The 18,216-nt window shown below is 50.9% G+C and carries 14 protein-coding genes; 8 read left to right on the top strand and 6 right to left on the bottom strand.

Annotation, left to right across the window (positions count from 1 at the left end; all coding sequences use genetic code 11):
- Positions 1-350 precede the first annotated feature (350 nt).
- Together L1278_RS17910 and L1278_RS17905 are read right to left on the bottom strand one after the other, a co-directional pair.
- Positions 351-740, bottom strand: coding sequence for a group III truncated hemoglobin (locus L1278_RS17910; RefSeq protein ID WP_253406398.1), 390 nt, complete (start codon positions 738-740; stop codon positions 351-353).
- Between the two features lie 156 nt (positions 741-896).
- A complete protein-coding gene (locus L1278_RS17905) occupies positions 897-1,232 on the bottom strand; it encodes a hypothetical protein (protein WP_253406397.1) in 336 nt (111 codons plus the stop codon).
- Positions 1,233-1,747: 515 nt separating this feature from the next.
- On the opposite strand from L1278_RS17905, the gene L1278_RS17900 reads away from it, so the two are divergent.
- The gene (locus tag L1278_RS17900; protein WP_253406396.1) at positions 1,748-3,016 is read left to right on the top strand and encodes an MFS transporter; all 1,269 of its coding nucleotides are present in this window, start codon (positions 1,748-1,750) and stop codon (positions 3,014-3,016) included.
- Positions 3,017-3,099: 83 nt separating this feature from the next.
- On the opposite strand, the gene L1278_RS17895 is transcribed toward L1278_RS17900, so the two are convergent.
- Positions 3,100-3,222, bottom strand: coding sequence for a 30S ribosomal protein THX (locus L1278_RS17895; protein ID WP_253406395.1), 123 nt, complete (start codon positions 3,220-3,222; stop codon positions 3,100-3,102).
- 345 nt (positions 3,223-3,567) lie between these two features.
- Between L1278_RS17895 and uvrA the strand changes: the two genes are divergently transcribed.
- From uvrA to L1278_RS17860, 7 genes are all read left to right on the top strand, one after another.
- A complete protein-coding gene (gene uvrA, locus L1278_RS17890) occupies positions 3,568-6,375 on the top strand; it encodes an excinuclease ABC subunit UvrA (protein ID WP_253406394.1) in 2,808 nt (935 codons plus the stop codon).
- 132 nt (positions 6,376-6,507) lie between these two features.
- Positions 6,508-7,269 (top strand): triose-phosphate isomerase, encoded by a 762-nt coding sequence (gene tpiA / locus L1278_RS17885; protein ID WP_253406393.1) that lies wholly within the window; start codon positions 6,508-6,510, stop codon positions 7,267-7,269.
- Between the two features lie 92 nt (positions 7,270-7,361).
- Positions 7,362-7,733 carry a hypothetical protein gene (locus L1278_RS17880; RefSeq protein WP_253406392.1) on the top strand — a complete coding sequence of 124 codons (372 nt, stop codon included), beginning with the start codon at positions 7,362-7,364 and terminating at the stop codon, positions 7,731-7,733.
- A 9-nt stretch (positions 7,734-7,742) separates the two neighbouring features.
- Positions 7,743-8,573 carry a 50S ribosomal protein L11 methyltransferase gene (gene prmA / locus L1278_RS17875; RefSeq protein WP_253406391.1) on the top strand — a complete coding sequence of 277 codons (831 nt, stop codon included), beginning with the start codon at positions 7,743-7,745 and terminating at the stop codon, positions 8,571-8,573.
- A 19-nt stretch (positions 8,574-8,592) separates the two neighbouring features.
- Entirely contained in the window at positions 8,593-13,377 is a 4,785-nt protein-coding gene (locus L1278_RS17870; protein ID WP_253406390.1) for a hypothetical protein, read from the top strand.
- Positions 13,378-13,540: 163 nt separating this feature from the next.
- A complete protein-coding gene (gene plsY / locus L1278_RS17865) occupies positions 13,541-14,185 on the top strand; it encodes a glycerol-3-phosphate 1-O-acyltransferase PlsY (protein ID WP_253406389.1) in 645 nt (214 codons plus the stop codon).
- 93 nt (positions 14,186-14,278) lie between these two features.
- A complete protein-coding gene (locus tag L1278_RS17860; protein WP_253406388.1) occupies positions 14,279-15,640 on the top strand; it encodes a dipeptidase in 1,362 nt (453 codons plus the stop codon).
- Positions 15,641-15,721: 81 nt separating this feature from the next.
- Here L1278_RS17860 and L1278_RS17855 read toward each other — a convergent pair whose 3' ends face one another.
- From L1278_RS17855 to L1278_RS17845, 3 genes are all read right to left on the bottom strand, one after another.
- Positions 15,722-16,381, bottom strand: coding sequence for a porin family protein (locus L1278_RS17855; RefSeq protein WP_253406387.1), 660 nt, complete (start codon positions 16,379-16,381; stop codon positions 15,722-15,724).
- Positions 16,382-16,532: 151 nt separating this feature from the next.
- A complete protein-coding gene (locus L1278_RS17850; RefSeq protein WP_253406386.1) occupies positions 16,533-17,198 on the bottom strand; it encodes a porin family protein in 666 nt (221 codons plus the stop codon).
- Between the two features lie 371 nt (positions 17,199-17,569).
- Positions 17,570-18,154 carry a porin family protein gene (locus tag L1278_RS17845; protein WP_253406385.1) on the bottom strand — a complete coding sequence of 195 codons (585 nt, stop codon included), beginning with the start codon at positions 18,152-18,154 and terminating at the stop codon, positions 17,570-17,572.
- Between the last annotated feature and the right edge of the window lie 62 nt (positions 18,155-18,216).

The raw sequence follows: 18,216 nt of genomic DNA, 5'->3' as shown, positions 1-18,216 counted from the left end.
CATATTGTTGCGTTAAGCTGTTAGAACAAATATTTTTTTGAAATGGAAATCAAATATAGAGAATGCATTTTGACTGCGCAAACATAGCCGGGTGTCCTTAGCAAAAAATATTAAAGGTGCTATATGCCAGTAAAGAATTATCGTTCCCTAATATACGGCAAGATAATGTAAACGTATATGCTTTTAGTTAAATTTATTTTTCAACATATAGTATTTACGTATATGGTGCTGACAGGGAGGAGATTAGTACTGATCAGGGAGACGAATAAGGTATAGGGCAAAGCAAAACGGCAGTCGCCCCAAGGATGTAACCCGGGACGACTGCCGCTCTCTTGTGCTAATAAGCTGCTTTAGATGGTTGTCTCTTTGCCGATAATGCCCAGGAGACCTAATTTCATCTGAAACACCTGCGCAATGCTGGTTGCCTTCTGCTTCAATTCCTTTGTTTTATCGCCTTCAAACAGCTCGTCTGCAGTTTCACTAAACAGCATCACCCAGCGGGAAAAATGCTGCCTGTCTATGGGCAGGCGCATGTGTTTGGGGAAAGGCTGCCCTTTGTAGGCCATGGTGCCAAACAGAACTGAACTCCAGAAGTTGTACATGATGGGAAGGTGGTGCTCCCAGTCCACATTCGCAAAGCCATTGAAAATAGGCCCCAACAGGTCGTCCTCGTTTACTTTGGCGTAAAACGAGTCAACCAGCAGTTTTATATCTTGTTCGTCTTTAATATCTTCCTTCATTTGCTGCAAATTGAAACCTCATAGGTTTACAAAATTATCAGCACTGAGGCACGGGAAAAATGACATTGGTCATTATGGGCATATAAAGGGCATAAAAAATCCTTCGTAAGAACTGATCGTCTGTACGAAGGATAAGGTTATTACTACAAATGCTGACTACTCGCGGTTGTATCGCTTCAAACGGTTCAGGATGAGGAGGAGACGGCGGTTTATCTCTCGCTCTTCCACAGGCTTGCACTGTGCGGTGATGTCAGCAGGGCATTTCAGTTTTTCCTCTACAGCTTTGAGGTGCTCCAGATAGCACTCGATGGTAGTGCACGAGATATTCTGGTACTGTAGGCCTTCCCCGTCAGCTACTTTGCTATTGAGGTTGATAGCCTTTGCGATTTCAGTGTTGATCAGTTGTGTCACGTCAGAGCTTGAAGTGATTTCCTGCTGGTACACCTTCCTCTCGATGTTTTCCAATAATTTGCGGATGTCCAGTTGTTCCATGATGTTGATATTTTTAAATATTAATAATCAATAAAGTCGGCAGTTCCTCTGCTCAGGATACGGTCCTGAGTTGGCTGCGTTAACCCATAAAAGGATTGTTAATAAAAGAATAATATGGCGCTGTATGCACCAGAAGCATGCATCAGCACAGGTTGGTGGTGCCTGACACACAGAAGTCGGCTGCTAAATGAGGGGGTGGCCGCTCCTTAAAAAATTATACTTCTATACCGGAGGGAGTGTTACAGTTTAAGTCATATAATTCCAAATAATTTTATACAACATAGGTATACAGCCCTTTACGATTTATCCGGTGACCTGATAATGCGGCTTTATGAGTGGATTTAAGCTGGAGGGTTGCCTTCTAAGAGTTGGCTTGGAGATGCCGGCCGACAACGCCGTCACCGTCTGTCGCACAACAGAAAACAGCGGTTTTATTCGGGCAGGCATTCTGCAGGTATGCACACTATGGCGTAGCTTTGTGGTTATGAAAACGTATTTGTGGAGGAGAAAGGAAAATGGGCGCTAAATCAACCCGCAGGCACGATCCCTATGCCGTGCTTCGGCTGCCGGAGTTCAGGCATTACATATCGGCGCGGCTGTGCATCACGCTTGCCATGCAGATCCAGGCCGTTATTGTCGGTTGGCAAATCTATGCCATTACTGATGATGTCTTCTCTCTGGGCCTGATCGGGCTGGCGGAGGCTATACCTTCCATTTTTGTGTCGCTGTACGCTGGCTACGTGGCCGATACGGTGCCCCGCAAGAAAATCATCGTGACGGTGGTGGCGGTGCTGCTTCTTTGCTCGCTGGCGCTGCTGTACTTTACCCTGGATGCGAGTCATGTGTTGCCGCTGTATGGTGTGCTGCCGATTTATGTCGTCATCTTTGTCAGCGGCATCGCTCGTGGTTTCATGGGGCCGGCCGTGTTCTCGTTTATGCCCCAATTGGTGTCCGACAAGCAGCTCTACGCCAATGCCATCACCTGGAGCAGTACCACCTGGCAGGCTGCCTCGCTGGTAGGACCCGCCCTGGGTGGACTGGTGTACGGTTTCTACGGCATCACAGCGGCCTATACCCTGGATGCTGTGCTTGTCTTGCTGGCACTCACCTCTTTCGCGCTGATCGGCGGGAAGGCGCTCCCGGAAAATGTCAATCCGCAGAACATGATGGAGAGTCTGCGCTCAGGTATACGCTTCGTGTTCGGCAACCAAGTCATCCTGAACGCCATCTCCCTGGATATGTTCGCGGTGCTGTTTGGAGGAGCAGTGGCGCTGCTGCCTGTTTTCGCCTCGGACATATTGCTGGTTGGTCCACAGGGGCTCGGTTTTCTGCGGGCGGCACCTGCCGTCGGCTCGGTAGCGATGGCCGTCTGGATGGCCTATTACCCTATTACCATCAAAGCCGGAAAAATCATGCTCTGGTGCGTGGCAGGCTTCGGGGTGAGCCTGATCTTTTTTGGGTTATCTACTAGTTTCTGGCTCTCGCTGGTATTGCTGGTGCTGAGCGGTGCCTTCGACAGCATCAGTGTCATCATCCGCTCCACGCTGCTTCATACCCTTACACCGGAGTATATGAAGGGGCGCGTCTCTTCGGTGAATAGTATCTTTATCGGTTCGTCCAACGAGATAGGGGCCTTCCGGGCAGGAGCAATGGCTAAGGTCATGGGCGCGGTGCCCTCTGTGGTGCTAGGCGGCGCGATCACCCTGTTGGTGGTAGGTATAACGGCCCTGAAGGCAGATAAACTGCGCAAGCTGGACCTGACGCCGGAGATGGAGGTTGTCTAAAAAAGGCAGTCCCACGCCCCGACAGGCAGTCCCATGCCCCGACAGGCGGGGCATGGGACTGCTGATGTGGTAGGGTGGTGGTGCTACTTGGCAGCGGCCTCTTTCTTCTCGGCGGCTTTTCTTTTGGTAGCCTGTCTTGGGCGGCTGTTGCCGTAAGTGCCTTTCACGATTTTGCCTTTCTTCGATTTTTTATCTCCTTTTCCCATGTTGTGTTAGTTTATTGGTTGTAGATCGTAACCCATACATACGGAAGCAGGGGGCTGCAGTTTAATCATTTGGCAAAGTTTAGGAACAGGCGGGTTCTATAACCGCCGCCAGTAAAGCACAGGCAGAAACCAAGACAGGCCTATACCTTTAAATAGTAATAGAAAGCTAAACCTTTTTATACCTGTAGCTGTTTCAAAAGGATGCTGTGTTGCATACTGTGGCCAAAAGCCAGGTATAGCGCCAAGGGGTAAAAAGCCTTCAGAATGCGACCGGGTATTTGTATCTTTACATCGTAAAAAATCAGTTCGTCATGCGTGGGCTTTATCTAGCCTACGCTATACTTTATGGCAAACACATCCGAAAATAACCTCGAAACACTCGATCCGCGCCAGCACATTATCATCAAAGGCGCCCGCGTGCACAATCTCAAAAATCTCAGTGTGGCCTTGCCGCGCAACAAATTCATTGTGGTCACCGGCCTTTCCGGCTCCGGTAAATCATCTCTGGCTTTCGATACGCTGTATGCCGAAGGGCAACGCATGTATGTGGAAAGCCTGAGCTCGTATGCGCGTCAGTTTCTGGGGCGTATGGATAAGCCTGACGTCGATTATATCAAAGGCATCAGTCCGGCCATTGCCATCGAGCAGAAGGTGAGCATCAAGAACAACCGTTCTACTGTGGGTACCAGCACCGAAATTTACGACTACCTGAAGCTGCTCTACGCCCGCATCGGCAAAACTTATTCACCTGTTTCGGGTGAGGTAGTGAAAAAAGACAGCGTGGCCGATGTGGTGGACTTTATCTTCTCGCTGGAGGATGAAGCCCGTGTGATGATTCTGGCGCCGCTGCAACTGCACAAAGAGCGCACACTTGCCAAAGAACTGGACCTGCTGCTTCAAAAAGGCTATTCACGTATTTACGCCGACGGACAGGTATACTTTATCGAAGAGCTTCTGGAAGAGAAAAAGCCGAAGCTGGGCAAGCAGGTATACATTCTCGTGGATCGCGCCGTGATTTACAAATCAGACGAAGACCTGCAGTTCAGGATTGCGGACTCCGTGCAAACCGCCTTTTTTGAAGGTAACGGGGAGTGTCGTGTGAAGTATGGCGACGGCGAAGAGCGTGTGTTCTCGGATCGCTTTGAGCTCGACGGCATGGTGTTCGAAGAGCCTTCTGTCAATTTCTTCAGCTTCAACAATCCTTATGGTGCTTGCCAGACCTGCGAGGGTTTTGGCAGTGTGCTAGGTATAGACCCCGACCTGGTTATACCTGACAAAAGCCTGACGGTATACGAAGGTGCCGTTGCGCCCTGGCGATCTGAAAAGATGAACGAATGGCTGCAGCCGCTCGTGAAGAACGGTATACGATTCGACTTCCCGATCCATCGCCCTTACAGTGAGCTTTCCGAAAAAGAGCAGGAGCTGCTGTGGACCGGCAACAAATACTTCGAAGGACTCAACGACTTTTTTAAGCACCTGCAAGCACAGACGCACAAAATACAGTACCGCGTGATGCTGTCGCGCTACCGTGGCCGCACCACCTGCCCCGACTGCAAAGGCTCTCGCTTGCGCAAAGACGCCAGTTATGTGAAGATCAATGACAAGAGCATCACCGATCTGGTGTTGATGCCGATCACACAATCGCTGGCATTTTTTGAGAACATGCAACTGACCGAGCATGAGCGTAACGTAGCCGAACGACTGGTAACGGAAGTTACTAACCGCCTCGGCTATCTGGTGCGGGTGGGCTTGGGCTATCTCACGCTCAACCGACTTTCCAATACATTATCCGGTGGTGAAAGTCAGCGTATCAACCTGGCGACTTCGCTGGGAAGTGCCCTGGTAGGCTCCATGTATATTCTCGATGAACCAAGTATAGGTCTGCATCCTAAAGACTCTGAACAACTGATCGGTGTGTTGCGCTCTTTGCAAAAAATGGGCAACACCGTGATTGTGGTGGAACACGAAGAAGAAATGATGCGTGCCGCTGATCAACTGATCGATATTGGTCCGGAGGCCGGCTCGGGTGGCGGCAACCTGATGTTCCAGGGGACGCTGGACGAGATGACCCGCACTGCCGATACCTATACCGCCAAATACCTGAGCGGTGAGATGGAGGTGTCGGTGCCGGCGCAGCGCCGTAAATGGCGCAATGCCATCGAAATACAGGGCGCCCGTGAGAATAACCTCAAAAACCTGAGCGTGAAAGTGCCCTTGGGCGTGATGACTGTGGTGACAGGCGTGAGTGGTTCTGGCAAGTCTACCCTGATCAAGAAAATACTGGCTCCGGCCATGATGAAACTGCACGGCAACACGGCTGAGTCTACCGGTAAATTCGATAAACTGGCCGGTGACTACAACAAGATCCGGCACGTAGAGTTCGTGGACCAGAACCCGATCGGAAAGTCGTCGCGCTCCAACCCGGTGACCTACGTGAAGGCTTACGATGCGATCCGTTCCCTATACGCTGATCAGCCGCTGGCTAAGTCGCGTGGTTTCAAGCCGTCGCATTTCTCGTTCAATATCGAGGGTGGTCGTTGCGAAGTATGCCAGGGCGAAGGCCAGGTGAAGATCGAGATGCAGTTTATGGCGGACATCTACCTGACCTGCGAGAGCTGCAACGGCCAACGCTTTAAGCAGGACGTGCTCGATGTCAGGTATAAAGAGAAAAGCATTTCGGAAGTGCTGGACATGACCATTGCCGACAGCATCGATTTCTTTGCCGATCAGTCAAAGATCGTAGAGAAACTGAGGCCGTTGAACGACGTGGGACTGGGCTACATTAGGTTGGGGCAGTCGAGCAACACTTTGTCGGGTGGTGAGGCGCAGCGCGTGAAACTGGCTTCGTTCCTGACCAAAGGCGTGCAGGCGCATCAGGAGGATATCCTGTTTATCTTCGATGAGCCAAGCACCGGTCTGCACTTCCACGACATCAACAAACTGCTGCAGTCCATCAATGCGCTGATCGAGAACGGCAACACGGTCGTTATCATCGAGCACAACATGGACATCATCAAGTCCGCCGACTGGATCATCGATCTGGGGCCGGAAGGAGGCACCAATGGCGGGCACCTGCTCTTTGAAGGCACGCCGGAGGAAATGGCGAAACTGAAGGATAACCATACGGCCAGGTTCCTGAAGGAAAGGTTGTAACGTAAGGTATAAAAGCCGCCTCAATTGAATTTGCGGCGGCTTTTGTTTTAAGGTATAGCAAGGCAGGTATACTATATTTTGTTAACTTGCCGTATAGGTGAAAATCAAAAAAATCAATAGCTACTATAAAACATGAGAAAACGAATTGTTGCCGGTAACTGGAAAATGAACAAGACTTACGAGGAGGCGCTTTCGCTGGTCTCGGAAATCGATAACATGGTGAAGGACGAAGTGAACGGCGATGTGACCGTGATTGTGGCGCCGCCTTTCCCGTTCCTGCAGGGCGTGGGCAAACTAACCCAAGGCAACGACCTGATGCACCTGGCTGCGCAAAACGTGAGTGAGCACGAAAGTGGTGCTTTTACCGGTGAAGTGTCGGCTGGTATGCTAAAGTCGGTGGGAGTGCAGTACGTGATCATTGGCCACAGTGAGCGCCGCATGTACCACCACGAAGATGCCCAGACACTTTACAAGAAATTGAAAGCAGCCATTGCGCAAGGTATAACGCCGATCTTCTGCTGCGGCGAGCCATTGGACGAGCGCGACGCAGACCGCCACTTCGACTACGTGGGCAAGCAACTGCACGACAGTCTTTCTTATTTGAGCAACGAAGAGTTTGATAAGGTGGTGGTAGCTTACGAGCCGATCTGGGCTATTGGTACAGGTCGTACGGCCAGCAGCCAGCAGGCCCAGGAAATGCACGCTTACATCCGCGAGCAGCTTTCACGCATGTTTGACGCCGAGGCGGCTTTCAATTGCTCAATCCTGTACGGAGGCAGCTGTAACCCGGGCAACGCGAAGGAATTGTTCTCTCAGCCAGACGTTGATGGTGGCCTGATCGGAGGGGCTTCGCTTAAATCACGCGACTTTACCGACATTATCAAATCGTTCTGAGAATCAGGTAACACAGGAAAAAGGCTGCTAACTAAAAAAGTTGGCAGCCTTTTTTCTTGTAGATATAGTTATATTTGGCTAAATTATCTGCTATGATTTTGATAATATCCTTTTGGTTAACGCTGCTTCCATACCTGGCGGCGGCGCAGCCAGCAGCCCCCTCGCCCGTCACGGTAGCCAGCAATGACATTTGCCGCATCTATGGTTCGGTATACCTGGAGCGCGACCCCAGGTATAAGAACACCGCTGCCTATACGGTATACCTGGGCGATGAAGAAGCCTTTGCCTCCATGGTGGTATACCGCGAGAGTAATAAACTTTTTGCCGATGGCACGGCCATCTGGCACATCACCAACAAGAAAGCCTTTGCCGACCACGTGCTCTACGTGACCGATAACCGGAATTTTGCTGATTTTACTGTACACTTTACCAACGTGCGCTCCTACGCGGCGTGCCGTCCTTAACCAACACACATGGATTTTATAGAAGTTGCCCTGAAAGTAAGCCCCGATTTTGCCGACATCTTCACTGCCGAAATGGGCGAGTTGGGTTTTGATGCCTTTGAGGACACAGCCGAGGGTTTTAACGCTTACATCGACGAAGACAAGTTCGACCAGCGCGAACTCACTAACATGATCGCCCGCTACGCCGGGTATACCACCGTGGAATATCAGGTACAGAAGATTGAGCGGCAGAACTGGAACGAAGAGTGGGAGCGCAATTTCGAGCCGCTCTTCATCGGCGGGCAGGTATCTGTGCGGGCCTCGTTCCACGAGAAACCAGCTGAGGCAAAGTATGACATCGTGATCAACCCGAAAATGTCCTTCGGCACGGGCCACCATGAAACCACCACGCTCATGATCGAAAACCAGCTGACACTCGACCACCAGGGCAAGCGCGTTCTGGACATGGGCTGCGGCACAGGTATACTAGCTATTATGGCCGGAGAATTGGGCGCTGCTGAGATCGTAGCCGTAGAAATAGAAGACTGGACGGTAGAAAATGCCCGCGAGAATGCGCAGGAAAACGGCTATGCAGGTATAGACGTGCGACTAGGCGGTGCCGAGACAATTGAAGGAGACCAGCCTTACGACATTATCCTGGCCAACATTAACCGCAACGTGCTGCTCGACGACATGCCGGCCTATGTGGCGGTGCTAAAGCCAGCAGGCACCTTGTTGCTAAGCGGCTTTTATACTGAAGACTTGCCGGCGCTGCTGGAGCGGGCTACTGAACTGGGACTGACCTACGTGTCGCACCGCACCAAGAACAACTGGGTGTCTGCTATTTTTAAGAACAAGTAATTGATTATCCTTCCGACCTATGAAATATAAACTTCTACCCTTTTTATTTTTCCTGGCTGTATTCGCAGCACAAGCCCAGACTAAGCTAGCAACTGACCCGGCGCAGTATATCACCGATGCCAAAGCTATGCTGGTGACTGGCAAAGCCAAAAATGCCGAAGCACTGGGAGCTGCCCTGGAGAGCGTGTGGGGCAACCAGCGACTATCCGATAAGCAGAAACAGCAGGTGATCGACATTTCGCAATTGATGTACCGCAAGAAGCTGCGCGTCAATCCGCATTACGAGAACTTCTACGAGATGCTGGTGGGCGCCGTGAACCATCAGAACATGCGTGGTGCTCAGATCGACAACATGCTGGAGGTGGTGGCCAAGGCTGTGCAGCAGGATGAGGGTGCAGCCCTCGATCGTTTCTTTAAGACCAGCAGCAGTTACCTGACCACAGGTATACTGTACCAGAACAAGCAGTATGCCCTGCGCACCACAGGGGGCGCCGTGAGCTTTGCCTATGAAGGCAAGGCGGCCCCGAAAGACAAAGAAAAGTCGGAGGAGGTAAGCGACTGGGAAAGTTTCTCCTGGGACGATGAGGTAGCAGGCGAAAGCAAAGAGGCTACTGCTGATGATTGGGGAGATGCCTGGGACACGCCTAAGCCTGCGGCAAAAAAAGTAGACCCAAAAGTAGCTGAGAAGAAGCGCCGCGACGACTTCAAGAAGATGTTTATACCTGCTCAGCCGAAGGTGAGCGGCCCGGTGCTGAAGCTGGAGAATGTCAACCTGAGTTTCGCCACCATACACGATTCCACTGCCATCATGAAAACGAGCGGGCACCTAATGCTGGCGACCAATCTGTTCGTCGGGGAGGGCGGCTCCTTTTCATGGACAGCTGATGGCAAGCCGGTCTCAGCCGATTTCAAGGCCTTCAATTTTGATATTACGGCAGCCGCCTTCAAAGTACCTGTAGCCACCATCACCTACAATGCTGTGCTCGACGCCCCAATTGAGGGTATTTTTGAGTTCAGAAGCACCAAAGCCGGCACGAACGGAGAGAAATCCTATCCGCGTTTTGCCTCCTACACCAACGATGCAAAAGTAAAAAGCCTGGGCAAAGATATAGTCTATTCCGGTGGTTTTACGCTGGCCGGCAACCTGATCGGTAGTAAGCCACTCGACGGCAGTATTTCTGCGCTGGCAGTATTGGAAGACGGAAAGAAGAAGTTCCGGTCTATGGCACACAACTACAACCTGAACGACTCCATTATTTTTGCCAACAGGGCATACGTTGCTATCTACCAAAACCAGCGCCGGGACTCGCTTACGCATCCGGCCATGCAATTGCGCTACTCCAAGCCAACCCGCGAACTGGTCCTGACCCGTGATAAAGGTATGTATAGCAAGTCTCCTTTCTACGACAGCTACCACAAGTTCGAGATCACAGCTGAGCGTGTTGCCTGGAACCTGGGTACACCGCACGTCAATTTCTCGATCCTGAATACCAAAACCCTTATACCGGTGCAACTGGAATCGGCGCAGTATTTCTCTAACATGCGTTTTCAGCAGTTGGTCGGTGTAGCTAGTTTCCACCCGCTGCAGGTGCTGGTGTCGTATGCCGCCAAAGCCAAAACCAACGATTTCTACGCATTCGATGTGGCCAAGGCATCGAAACTGAACGAGAAAGCGGTGCGGGAAGCGGCCATTAGCCTGGCCCGCGAAGGGTACCTGACCTACGACGGACAGACTAACTTTATCTCCCTGAAGCCGAAAGCCTGGCACTATGTAGGCTCGGCACAGAATCTAAGCGACTACGACCACCTAGTGATCAAATCGGTGGTGCCGTCTGGCCGTAACGCTACCCTCAACCTGAACAGCAACCGCCTGACGGTGCGTGGTGTGGAGAAAATGGCCTTCAACAACGACTCTTCTACCGTTTACGTCGTGCCTGACAGCAGCATTGTGCACCTGCTCGACAACCGCAACATGGAGTTCGGTGGCAGGCTGTACGCAGGCCGTCTGAACTTCAGAGGCTCTCAGTTCAAGTTCGATTATAATGAGTTCATGATCGATATGCAGAAACTGGACACCGTGGCTTTTGTGACAAAGAAACGCCATGCGGTAGGCAAAAAGAAAGAACTGGAACAGGTGATGACCAGCCGGTCGGGCAAAATGTCCGGTAAGCTCTACATCAACAAGCCAAACAACAAGTCGGGTCGCAAGCACTACCCGGAGTATCCGAAATTTGACTCGCCGATGGGTGGGCAGGTGGCCTTTGCCAGGCCGGACGTACTGGCAGGTGCCTACGACAGCACCGTTTACTTCGACATCCCATCCTACAAACTCGATAGTTTGAGCAAAGGCAAAAGCATGCTCGGCTTCAATGGTACCTTCTATTCCGGCGATATTTTTCCACCGATCAAGACTAAGCTGACCATGATGCCGGACGAAACGCTTGGCTTCTACTACCAGCCTGGCCCGAAAGGACTGCCGGCATTCGGTGGCAAAGGTATAGCCTATGATACCATTATGATGACCTCGGCAGGTATACAGAGCCGGGGCAAACTCAAGTACCTGACCTCTACCTTAGAGGCGCCGGAGTATACCTACTACCTCGACAAAGTGGTGACCCAAAAAGGAGCCAGCGCGAAAGTGGAAGCAGGAGGCGGCGAGGCCAGCTTCCCGATGGCCAGCCTGGGGCACTATGAAATGATCTGGGTGCCGAAGCAGGACACCATGTACCTGATGGCCGCTGCCGAGGACCCAATGAAGATCTACAAAGAAGAATTCAAGTTTACGGGTACAGCCAAGTTGTCGCCGGGGGGACTGTATGGCGATGGCGAACTGGATAACGCCGATGCCAACATCGTTTCACAGAAGCTTTCGTTCAAAGGGCGCAACCTGTCGGGCAACAATGCACAGATGATCGTGAAATCGGATGTGGAAGGTAAGCCAGCCATGAAAGCGACGGATATGGCCATTAGCTACGACCTGGACAAGCGCTTTGTCAAGTTTGGCAGTGAGCAGAAAGGTATAGCGAGTATCGAGTTCCCGAAGGCGCAGTACAAAACATCTATGAGCCGCGCCACCTGGGATATGAAGCAGCAAAAGGTAAGTCTGGCAGCCGATGACGCAAGCGGTAAAAACTACTTCTACTCGCAGCACCCGGAGCAGGAAGGCCTGTACTTTAGCGCCGCCACCGGTGAGTATGATCTCAAAGTAAACTCTATTCTGGCAGGCGGCGTGCCCTACATACCTGTAGGTGATGTGCACATTATACCTGACAGCGGAAAAGTAGCTGTGGCGGCAGGTGCAACCATTACTACCCTGCGCAATGCACGCGTTCTGGCTGACTCCCTGCAGCAGTTCCATAAACTGTATTCAGGCAATATCAACGTGCTATCGCGCAATGCCTTCAGTGGTACGGCCATACATGATTATCAGAATGCTGCTTCTGATTCGTTTAAGTTGCAGTTTGCCGACTTCCTGTACAAGCAGCACGAACTGAAGAAGAAATCAAGCATCAACACAACCTATGCACAGTCGCTGGTGCGCGAAACGGATAATTTCTACATCTTCCCGCATATTCGCTACAGAGGAAACGTGACAATGTACTCCTACCGCCCACACATGGATTTTGATGGCGACCTGAAGCTGAACTTCACCGGAAACGAAGAAGACTCGGACTGGTTCCCGTTCAAGCGTGACTCCCTGAACCCGGACAACGTGCGCATCCCGATCATGAAGCAGAAGGCTCCGGACGGAAATCAGCTGTACACAGGTCTGCACCTGTCACGTGGAACATTTAAACCCTACAACACCTTCGTTTCGAAGAAGCAGTACGAGGACGACCTGGACATTTTTACCGTGAGCGGCGACCTGTCTTACGACAAGGAGAAAAGCGAATTTAAGATTACGGATGCAGCCCGTTCAGCTGCCGGATCTTACGAAGGCAGCGAGTTGCGTTACAACGAAGGCTCCAAAACGGTAACTTTTGAAGGCAAGCTGAACCTGGTGAATTCCCTGAAGGATTTTGGAATAGAGTCGGCCGGAACAGGTATAGCCAAAACCGACAGCGGCTATTATGCCATCGATGCGCTCATGGCTTTTGACATGAACATGCATACTTCGGTTATCACGGCACTTGGCAAAAAACTGAACGAGACGGCTATACGCGGAGGCGGCGACCAGGGTGGTGACGAGGCGATGCTTTACAAACTGGGCAACATCATCGGCAACCGCGACGCGCAACGTTACCAGGGCGGTGCGATCGCTTTACCAAAACTCTCAAACAAGTTGGTGCGCAGCATGGTGTTCGACAACGTAGATTTGCGTTGGTCCAACAAAACCAATGCCTGGTACAGCGTGGGCAAGCTTGGCTTGTCCAACGTGATGAAGGAAGAGATCAACGCGAACATGGACGGCTTTATGGAGATCAAGCAGGACCTGAACGGCGAACCGGTCGTGAACCTGTACCTGCAGGCAGATCCTTATACCTGGGTGTTCCTGAGCTACCTGGAAAACGGCCTCGTGGTTGTATCCTCTGACGCTGACCTGAACAAAACCATCCGCTCCAAGGCCAGTGGCGGTCGCTCCCGTAAGTACGGTATGTACATGGGTGAAGGCATCGATAAGAACCGCTTTGTGGACCAGTTCAAGCACGACTACCTGAACGGTAAAGATCCTTTTAAAATGGCAACCCAGGCACCAATAGCAGAGCAGGGGGGCTTTAATATGGCTGAAGACGAAGTAGAGGACACAAAGAAGAAAAAGAAGAAGAAAAAAGGAAATGCTGAAGAGGAGGAAGGTTGGCAATAACCGATACCCGCATTACGGCCGTATAGGGAAAGATATCCACCGTTTGGATATTAAAATAACTAGTCCCTATATTTGGGTTCTTTTCAAAATAAAAACACACGGGCAAACCGCACTTAATTCTGTTAAGTGTGGTTAATGCAAACAGAAACCTGGCACACGCGTCATGAACATACTTTTAATTGCCGCTTTATTTATAGTAGCATACTTAATTGGATCTATATCTACCGCCGTTTGGATCGGCAAGGCTTACTACGGGATTGACATACGCCAGCACGGCAGTGGTAACTCCGGCGCAACCAATACATTTCGGGTGCTGGGCAAAAAGCCGGGCACCATCGTGATGCTGATCGACATCTTCAAAGGCTGGGTAGCCACTTCGCTGGCAGCCTTACTGGTGATCTTCAACGCCGTGCCCGCCGATGATTTGATGTTCTATCAGTTGGCCATGGGCGCATTGGCAGTGGTAGGCCATATTTTTCCGGTATACGAGCGCTTTAAGGGCGGAAAAGGAGTGGCAACGCTGCTGGGTATGATGTTGGCCATACACCTGGAAGTAGCCCTGATGTGCATGGTCATTTTTGTGATCGTGCTCTTTACTTCTAAGTATGTGTCGCTGGGCTCTATGATTGCGGCACTTGCCTTTCCCATACTCCTGTTGCTGCCGCGTTTCCATCCGGATAACCCGATCCTGATCATCTTTGGATTTGTGGTGTTCGCCGTGGTGGTATTAACGCACCGTAAGAACATCAACCGCCTGATAAATGGCGAGGAGAGCAAAGCCAACATCAAGCTCGGACTCCGAAAATAAGTATAGCCACCCATAGGTATAAGCATTCTAATAGCCACTCTTTCCGAAGGGTGGCTTTTTTTGTACCTTTAGCGCAGGACATTTATCTAGACTATGAATCAATATATCGCTGACAACAAAGACCGATTTATAAACGAACTGCTCGACATGCTGCGCATACCTTCTGTAAGCGCCGACCCAAAGTTTAAGCAGGACGTACTGCGCACAGCTGACTTCGTAGCCCAAAAGCTGCGCGAAGCCGGCGCCGATAACGTGGAGCTATGCGAAACTGCCGGCTACCCGATTGTGTATGGCGAGAAAGTGGTGGACCCAAGCCTGCCTACGGTGCTGGTGTACGGCCACTACGATGTGCAGCCTGCCGATCCTTATGAACTGTGGACATCGCCTCCTTTTGAGCCAGTAATTAAAGACGGTAAGATCTACGCCCGTGGCGCCTGCGACGACAAAGGCCAGATGTACATGCACGTAAAAGCCTTTGAAGTCATGATGCAGAACAACGCATTAACTTGTAATGTGAAGTTCATGATAGAAGGCGAGGAGGAAGTGGGATCTGCCAACCTGGCTACTTTCGTTAAAAATAACAAGGAGAAATTAACTGCCGATGTGATCCTGATCTCGGACACAGGTATGCTGGGCAACGATACGCCTTCGATTACGACCGGTTTGCGCGGTATGAGTTATGTGGAGGTAGAAGTAACCGGACCGAACCGTGACCTGCACTCCGGCCTGTACGGCGGCGCTGTGGCAAACCCGATCAACATCCTGTGCCAGATGATCGCTTCGATGCACGACGAGAACAACCACATCACCATACCTGGTTTCTACGACAATGTGCAGGAACTAAGCCAGGAGGAACGCGCCGAGATGGCCCGCGCCCCATTCAGTCTGGACAAGTATAAGCAGGCGCTCGACCTATCGGATGTGCATGGCGAGGAAGGCTACGTGACTATGGAGCGTAACTCCATACGCCCGACGCTGGATGTGAACGGCATCTGGGGTGGCTATACCGGGGAAGGCGCCAAGACAGTTATACCTTCCCAGGCGTTTGCCAAAATATCGATGCGCCTTGTGCCGAACCAGACTTCTGAGGAGATCACAGAGAAATTCAAGAAGCACTTTGAAAGCATTGCGCCGAAGAGCGTGAAGGTGCTGGTGAAGCCACACCACGGCGGTGAGCCGGTGGTAACGCCTACAGATTCGATCGCTTATCAGGCGGCTGCCAAAGCTTACGAAGAAACCTTCGGGGTGAAGCCGGTGCCGGTGCGCAGCGGTGGTTCTATTCCAATCGTGGCGATGTTCAAGTCAGAGCTCGGACTGGATTCTGTATTGATGGGCTTTGGTCTGGATACGGATGCGATCCACTCCCCTAACGAGCATTTTGGTGTGTTCAATTTCATGAAAGGTATAGAGACGATCCCGCAGTTCTATAAGCACTACGCAGAGATGAGCAAGTAAACTCCTTCTCTAAAACAACACAGCCCCGTTACTGATCCAAGTAGCGGGGCTGTACTGTTTTTAAGGTATACGAGTGCGCTTTTACCAGTTGCCAGGCTTACTTGCAGGCATCAGAAAGCCGATAGAAAGTTGCCAGACAAGGTTACGCTGGGTCAGGTCCTGTTTCGGAAATGGGCGGAGGCTGCCTGTGTGGCGCACATTCAGAAAGAAACCGCTTTCGAGCATCAAGCCACCACCCAAAGCATAACCGGCATCAAAGCTGTTAAAATCATCCCGGCTGAAATCTTGGCGACCCAGAACGAGTGGAGGATCCAGGGTAGGATCAGTGCTCACCATATTAACCTTGTTGCCGACATTGATCAGGTAACCCATGTAAGGACCAGCCTCTACGAACAGAGCAGCTTTCTGCAGTTTGACCATAAGGGGGAGTTCGATGTAATCGAGGCGCAGGTCGCCGGTGAGGGCGGTTTCGGAGGGAGTGTTTAAGGTATAGTTGTCATAGGTAAAGCCCTTGCGGCTGTAGTGGAGCTCGGGCTGCACCGAAAGGCGGGAAGCAAACTCATAGTCAAAAACGAAGGCACCATGTATACCTGCCAGGTGGTTGATCTGGTCGGAAGGAGCATCTGAGCCGGCTGCTCTGGAGAAGCCACCACCAGCTTTTACGCCGTAGCGGTAATACTGGGCTTCTGCTGCAAACGAGATGACCAGCAGCAGTCCTATCAGGAGTATGGTCTTTGTCATAGTTGCGGGTTTAGTAACGTGGTTAGGGTCTTGCCTTGCTTCTTTGTACTCCTGACGGCGGCATTTAGTTAAGTATAGGAGCAGGTATAGCCGGACACAAAAAAGCCGCCGGATGCTGTGCACCCGGCGGCTTCTCTAGTTAAGAAATTAATTAGCGGCCCGTTGGCAGTGCCAAGCCTACCGTCACCATGAAGGTAGAATGGCGGGCGTTGGTCAGGTCTCCGTCGAAATTCAAGTCTTCTTTCACGAAGTCGCTGAAGGCACCATTGTAACGCACTCCGAAACTGATGGCATTGTTAGCAGAAGTGAAACCGATCCCGGCTGCATAACCCACTTCAAATTCTTTCAGGCCATCCTTGCTGTTCTCATCGCGGGAGGTGTTCTGTAACTGGCCGTTCAGGTAAGACTTTGTCTCATTGTTTACGCTCACGAGGTAAGACGCTTGCGGGCCTGCTTCAAAATACAAAGGCCCTGCCTTAATTCTGGCAAGCACCGGCAGGTCGATGTAGTTGTAATTCACCTTACCCTCTCTTCTCCAGTTCTGGCCCAGTAGCGTAAACTCAGAATCCTCGTTCTTAAAACCCTTCACAGAGTAAAGCAACTCCGGCTGTATAGAGAAGAAATTGTCGACGATGCCGAAGTTAGCCATGACACCGGCATGGAATCCAACTTTATTTTCGAAACGGTCTTCATCACGCAGGTCGCCGGACAGGTTAGAAATATTCGCACCGCCTCTTACACCGAAGCTTGCGTTTTGCGCCTGAGCACTAAATGCAGTAGCTACTGCAAACACGAATATAAATACTAGCTTTTTCATAATTGGGTATTGGTTGTTTTGGTATTACCTGTGCAATATACGTGCAGAACTATATTTTTATTGAGTATATAAGGCGGGTATATTTATCAACAAGGGGTCATCTGGTTGACTATCAAGTGAATAATTTTTATCGAATTGGATCATATTTGCGGCTTTTCTGTGTGCGAACTCATCCGGGCTCTCATTCAGTGAAGTTGCAGCATACGTAACTTTACTATACCTACTCAAAACTTAGTTGCGGATACTTAGTGAGCGGTGCCGATGCGGTAGTTGGGAAAAGGCACAACAGGTATAGCAGAGGGATCAAGAAAAAGCCCCGGCGTAAACCGGGGCTTCAGTATCATAGTTTTATTTTGTACTAATGGAGGCGCTTATCTGCTGCCGAACAAATAGCCCAGCGTCAGCATGAATACGTCATTACGATAGTTACCTATGTTTGTGTTGTCATAAAGCTTAGAAATGTCGCCGTTATAACGAACACCAACGCTTAGCCCAAGCGGAGTAGCCTGCAGGCCAACACCAGCTGCGTATCCAAGGCTGGTACGCTTGTAGTCGTCCAAATCATCGGTGATGGTTGTATTATTCACATCCACTTCGCCGCCTATTCTAAACGATACCTGAGGTCCTGCTTCAAAGTACAGTGGTCCCGCATTTACGCGGCCCAATACAGGTACATCCAGGTAGTTGATTTTCCACTTCACATCATCGGCACTTGTCTCGGCACCCTTCATGGAGTAAAGCAATTCGGGTTGAACAGAGAAAAAGTTATCAGTTGATATTGGGAAGTTGGCCGTCAGACCAGCATGCCCGCCCCAGATACGATCGAGATTGTCGGCATCTGAGCCGCCAAAGCCAGCATAGTTCACACCAGCCCTGATACCCAATCGTGGTCCCTGTGCGTGTGCGGCAACCACTGTTGTCATGGCTAATACAAGCATTAAAATTCTCTTCTTCATAGTAGTAAATGGTTAATTGGATTAAGTGTATAACCGTCAGGATAAGTCTTCTTCACTTCAGG

Origin of the sequence: Pontibacter sp. HSC-36F09 (assembly GCF_024171605.1) — a bacterium.
Taxonomy (GTDB): Bacteria; Bacteroidota; Bacteroidia; order Cytophagales; family Hymenobacteraceae; genus Pontibacter.
The sequence above is the reverse complement of the archived record's forward strand: the minus strand, read 5'-3'. Positions and strand labels throughout refer to the sequence as shown.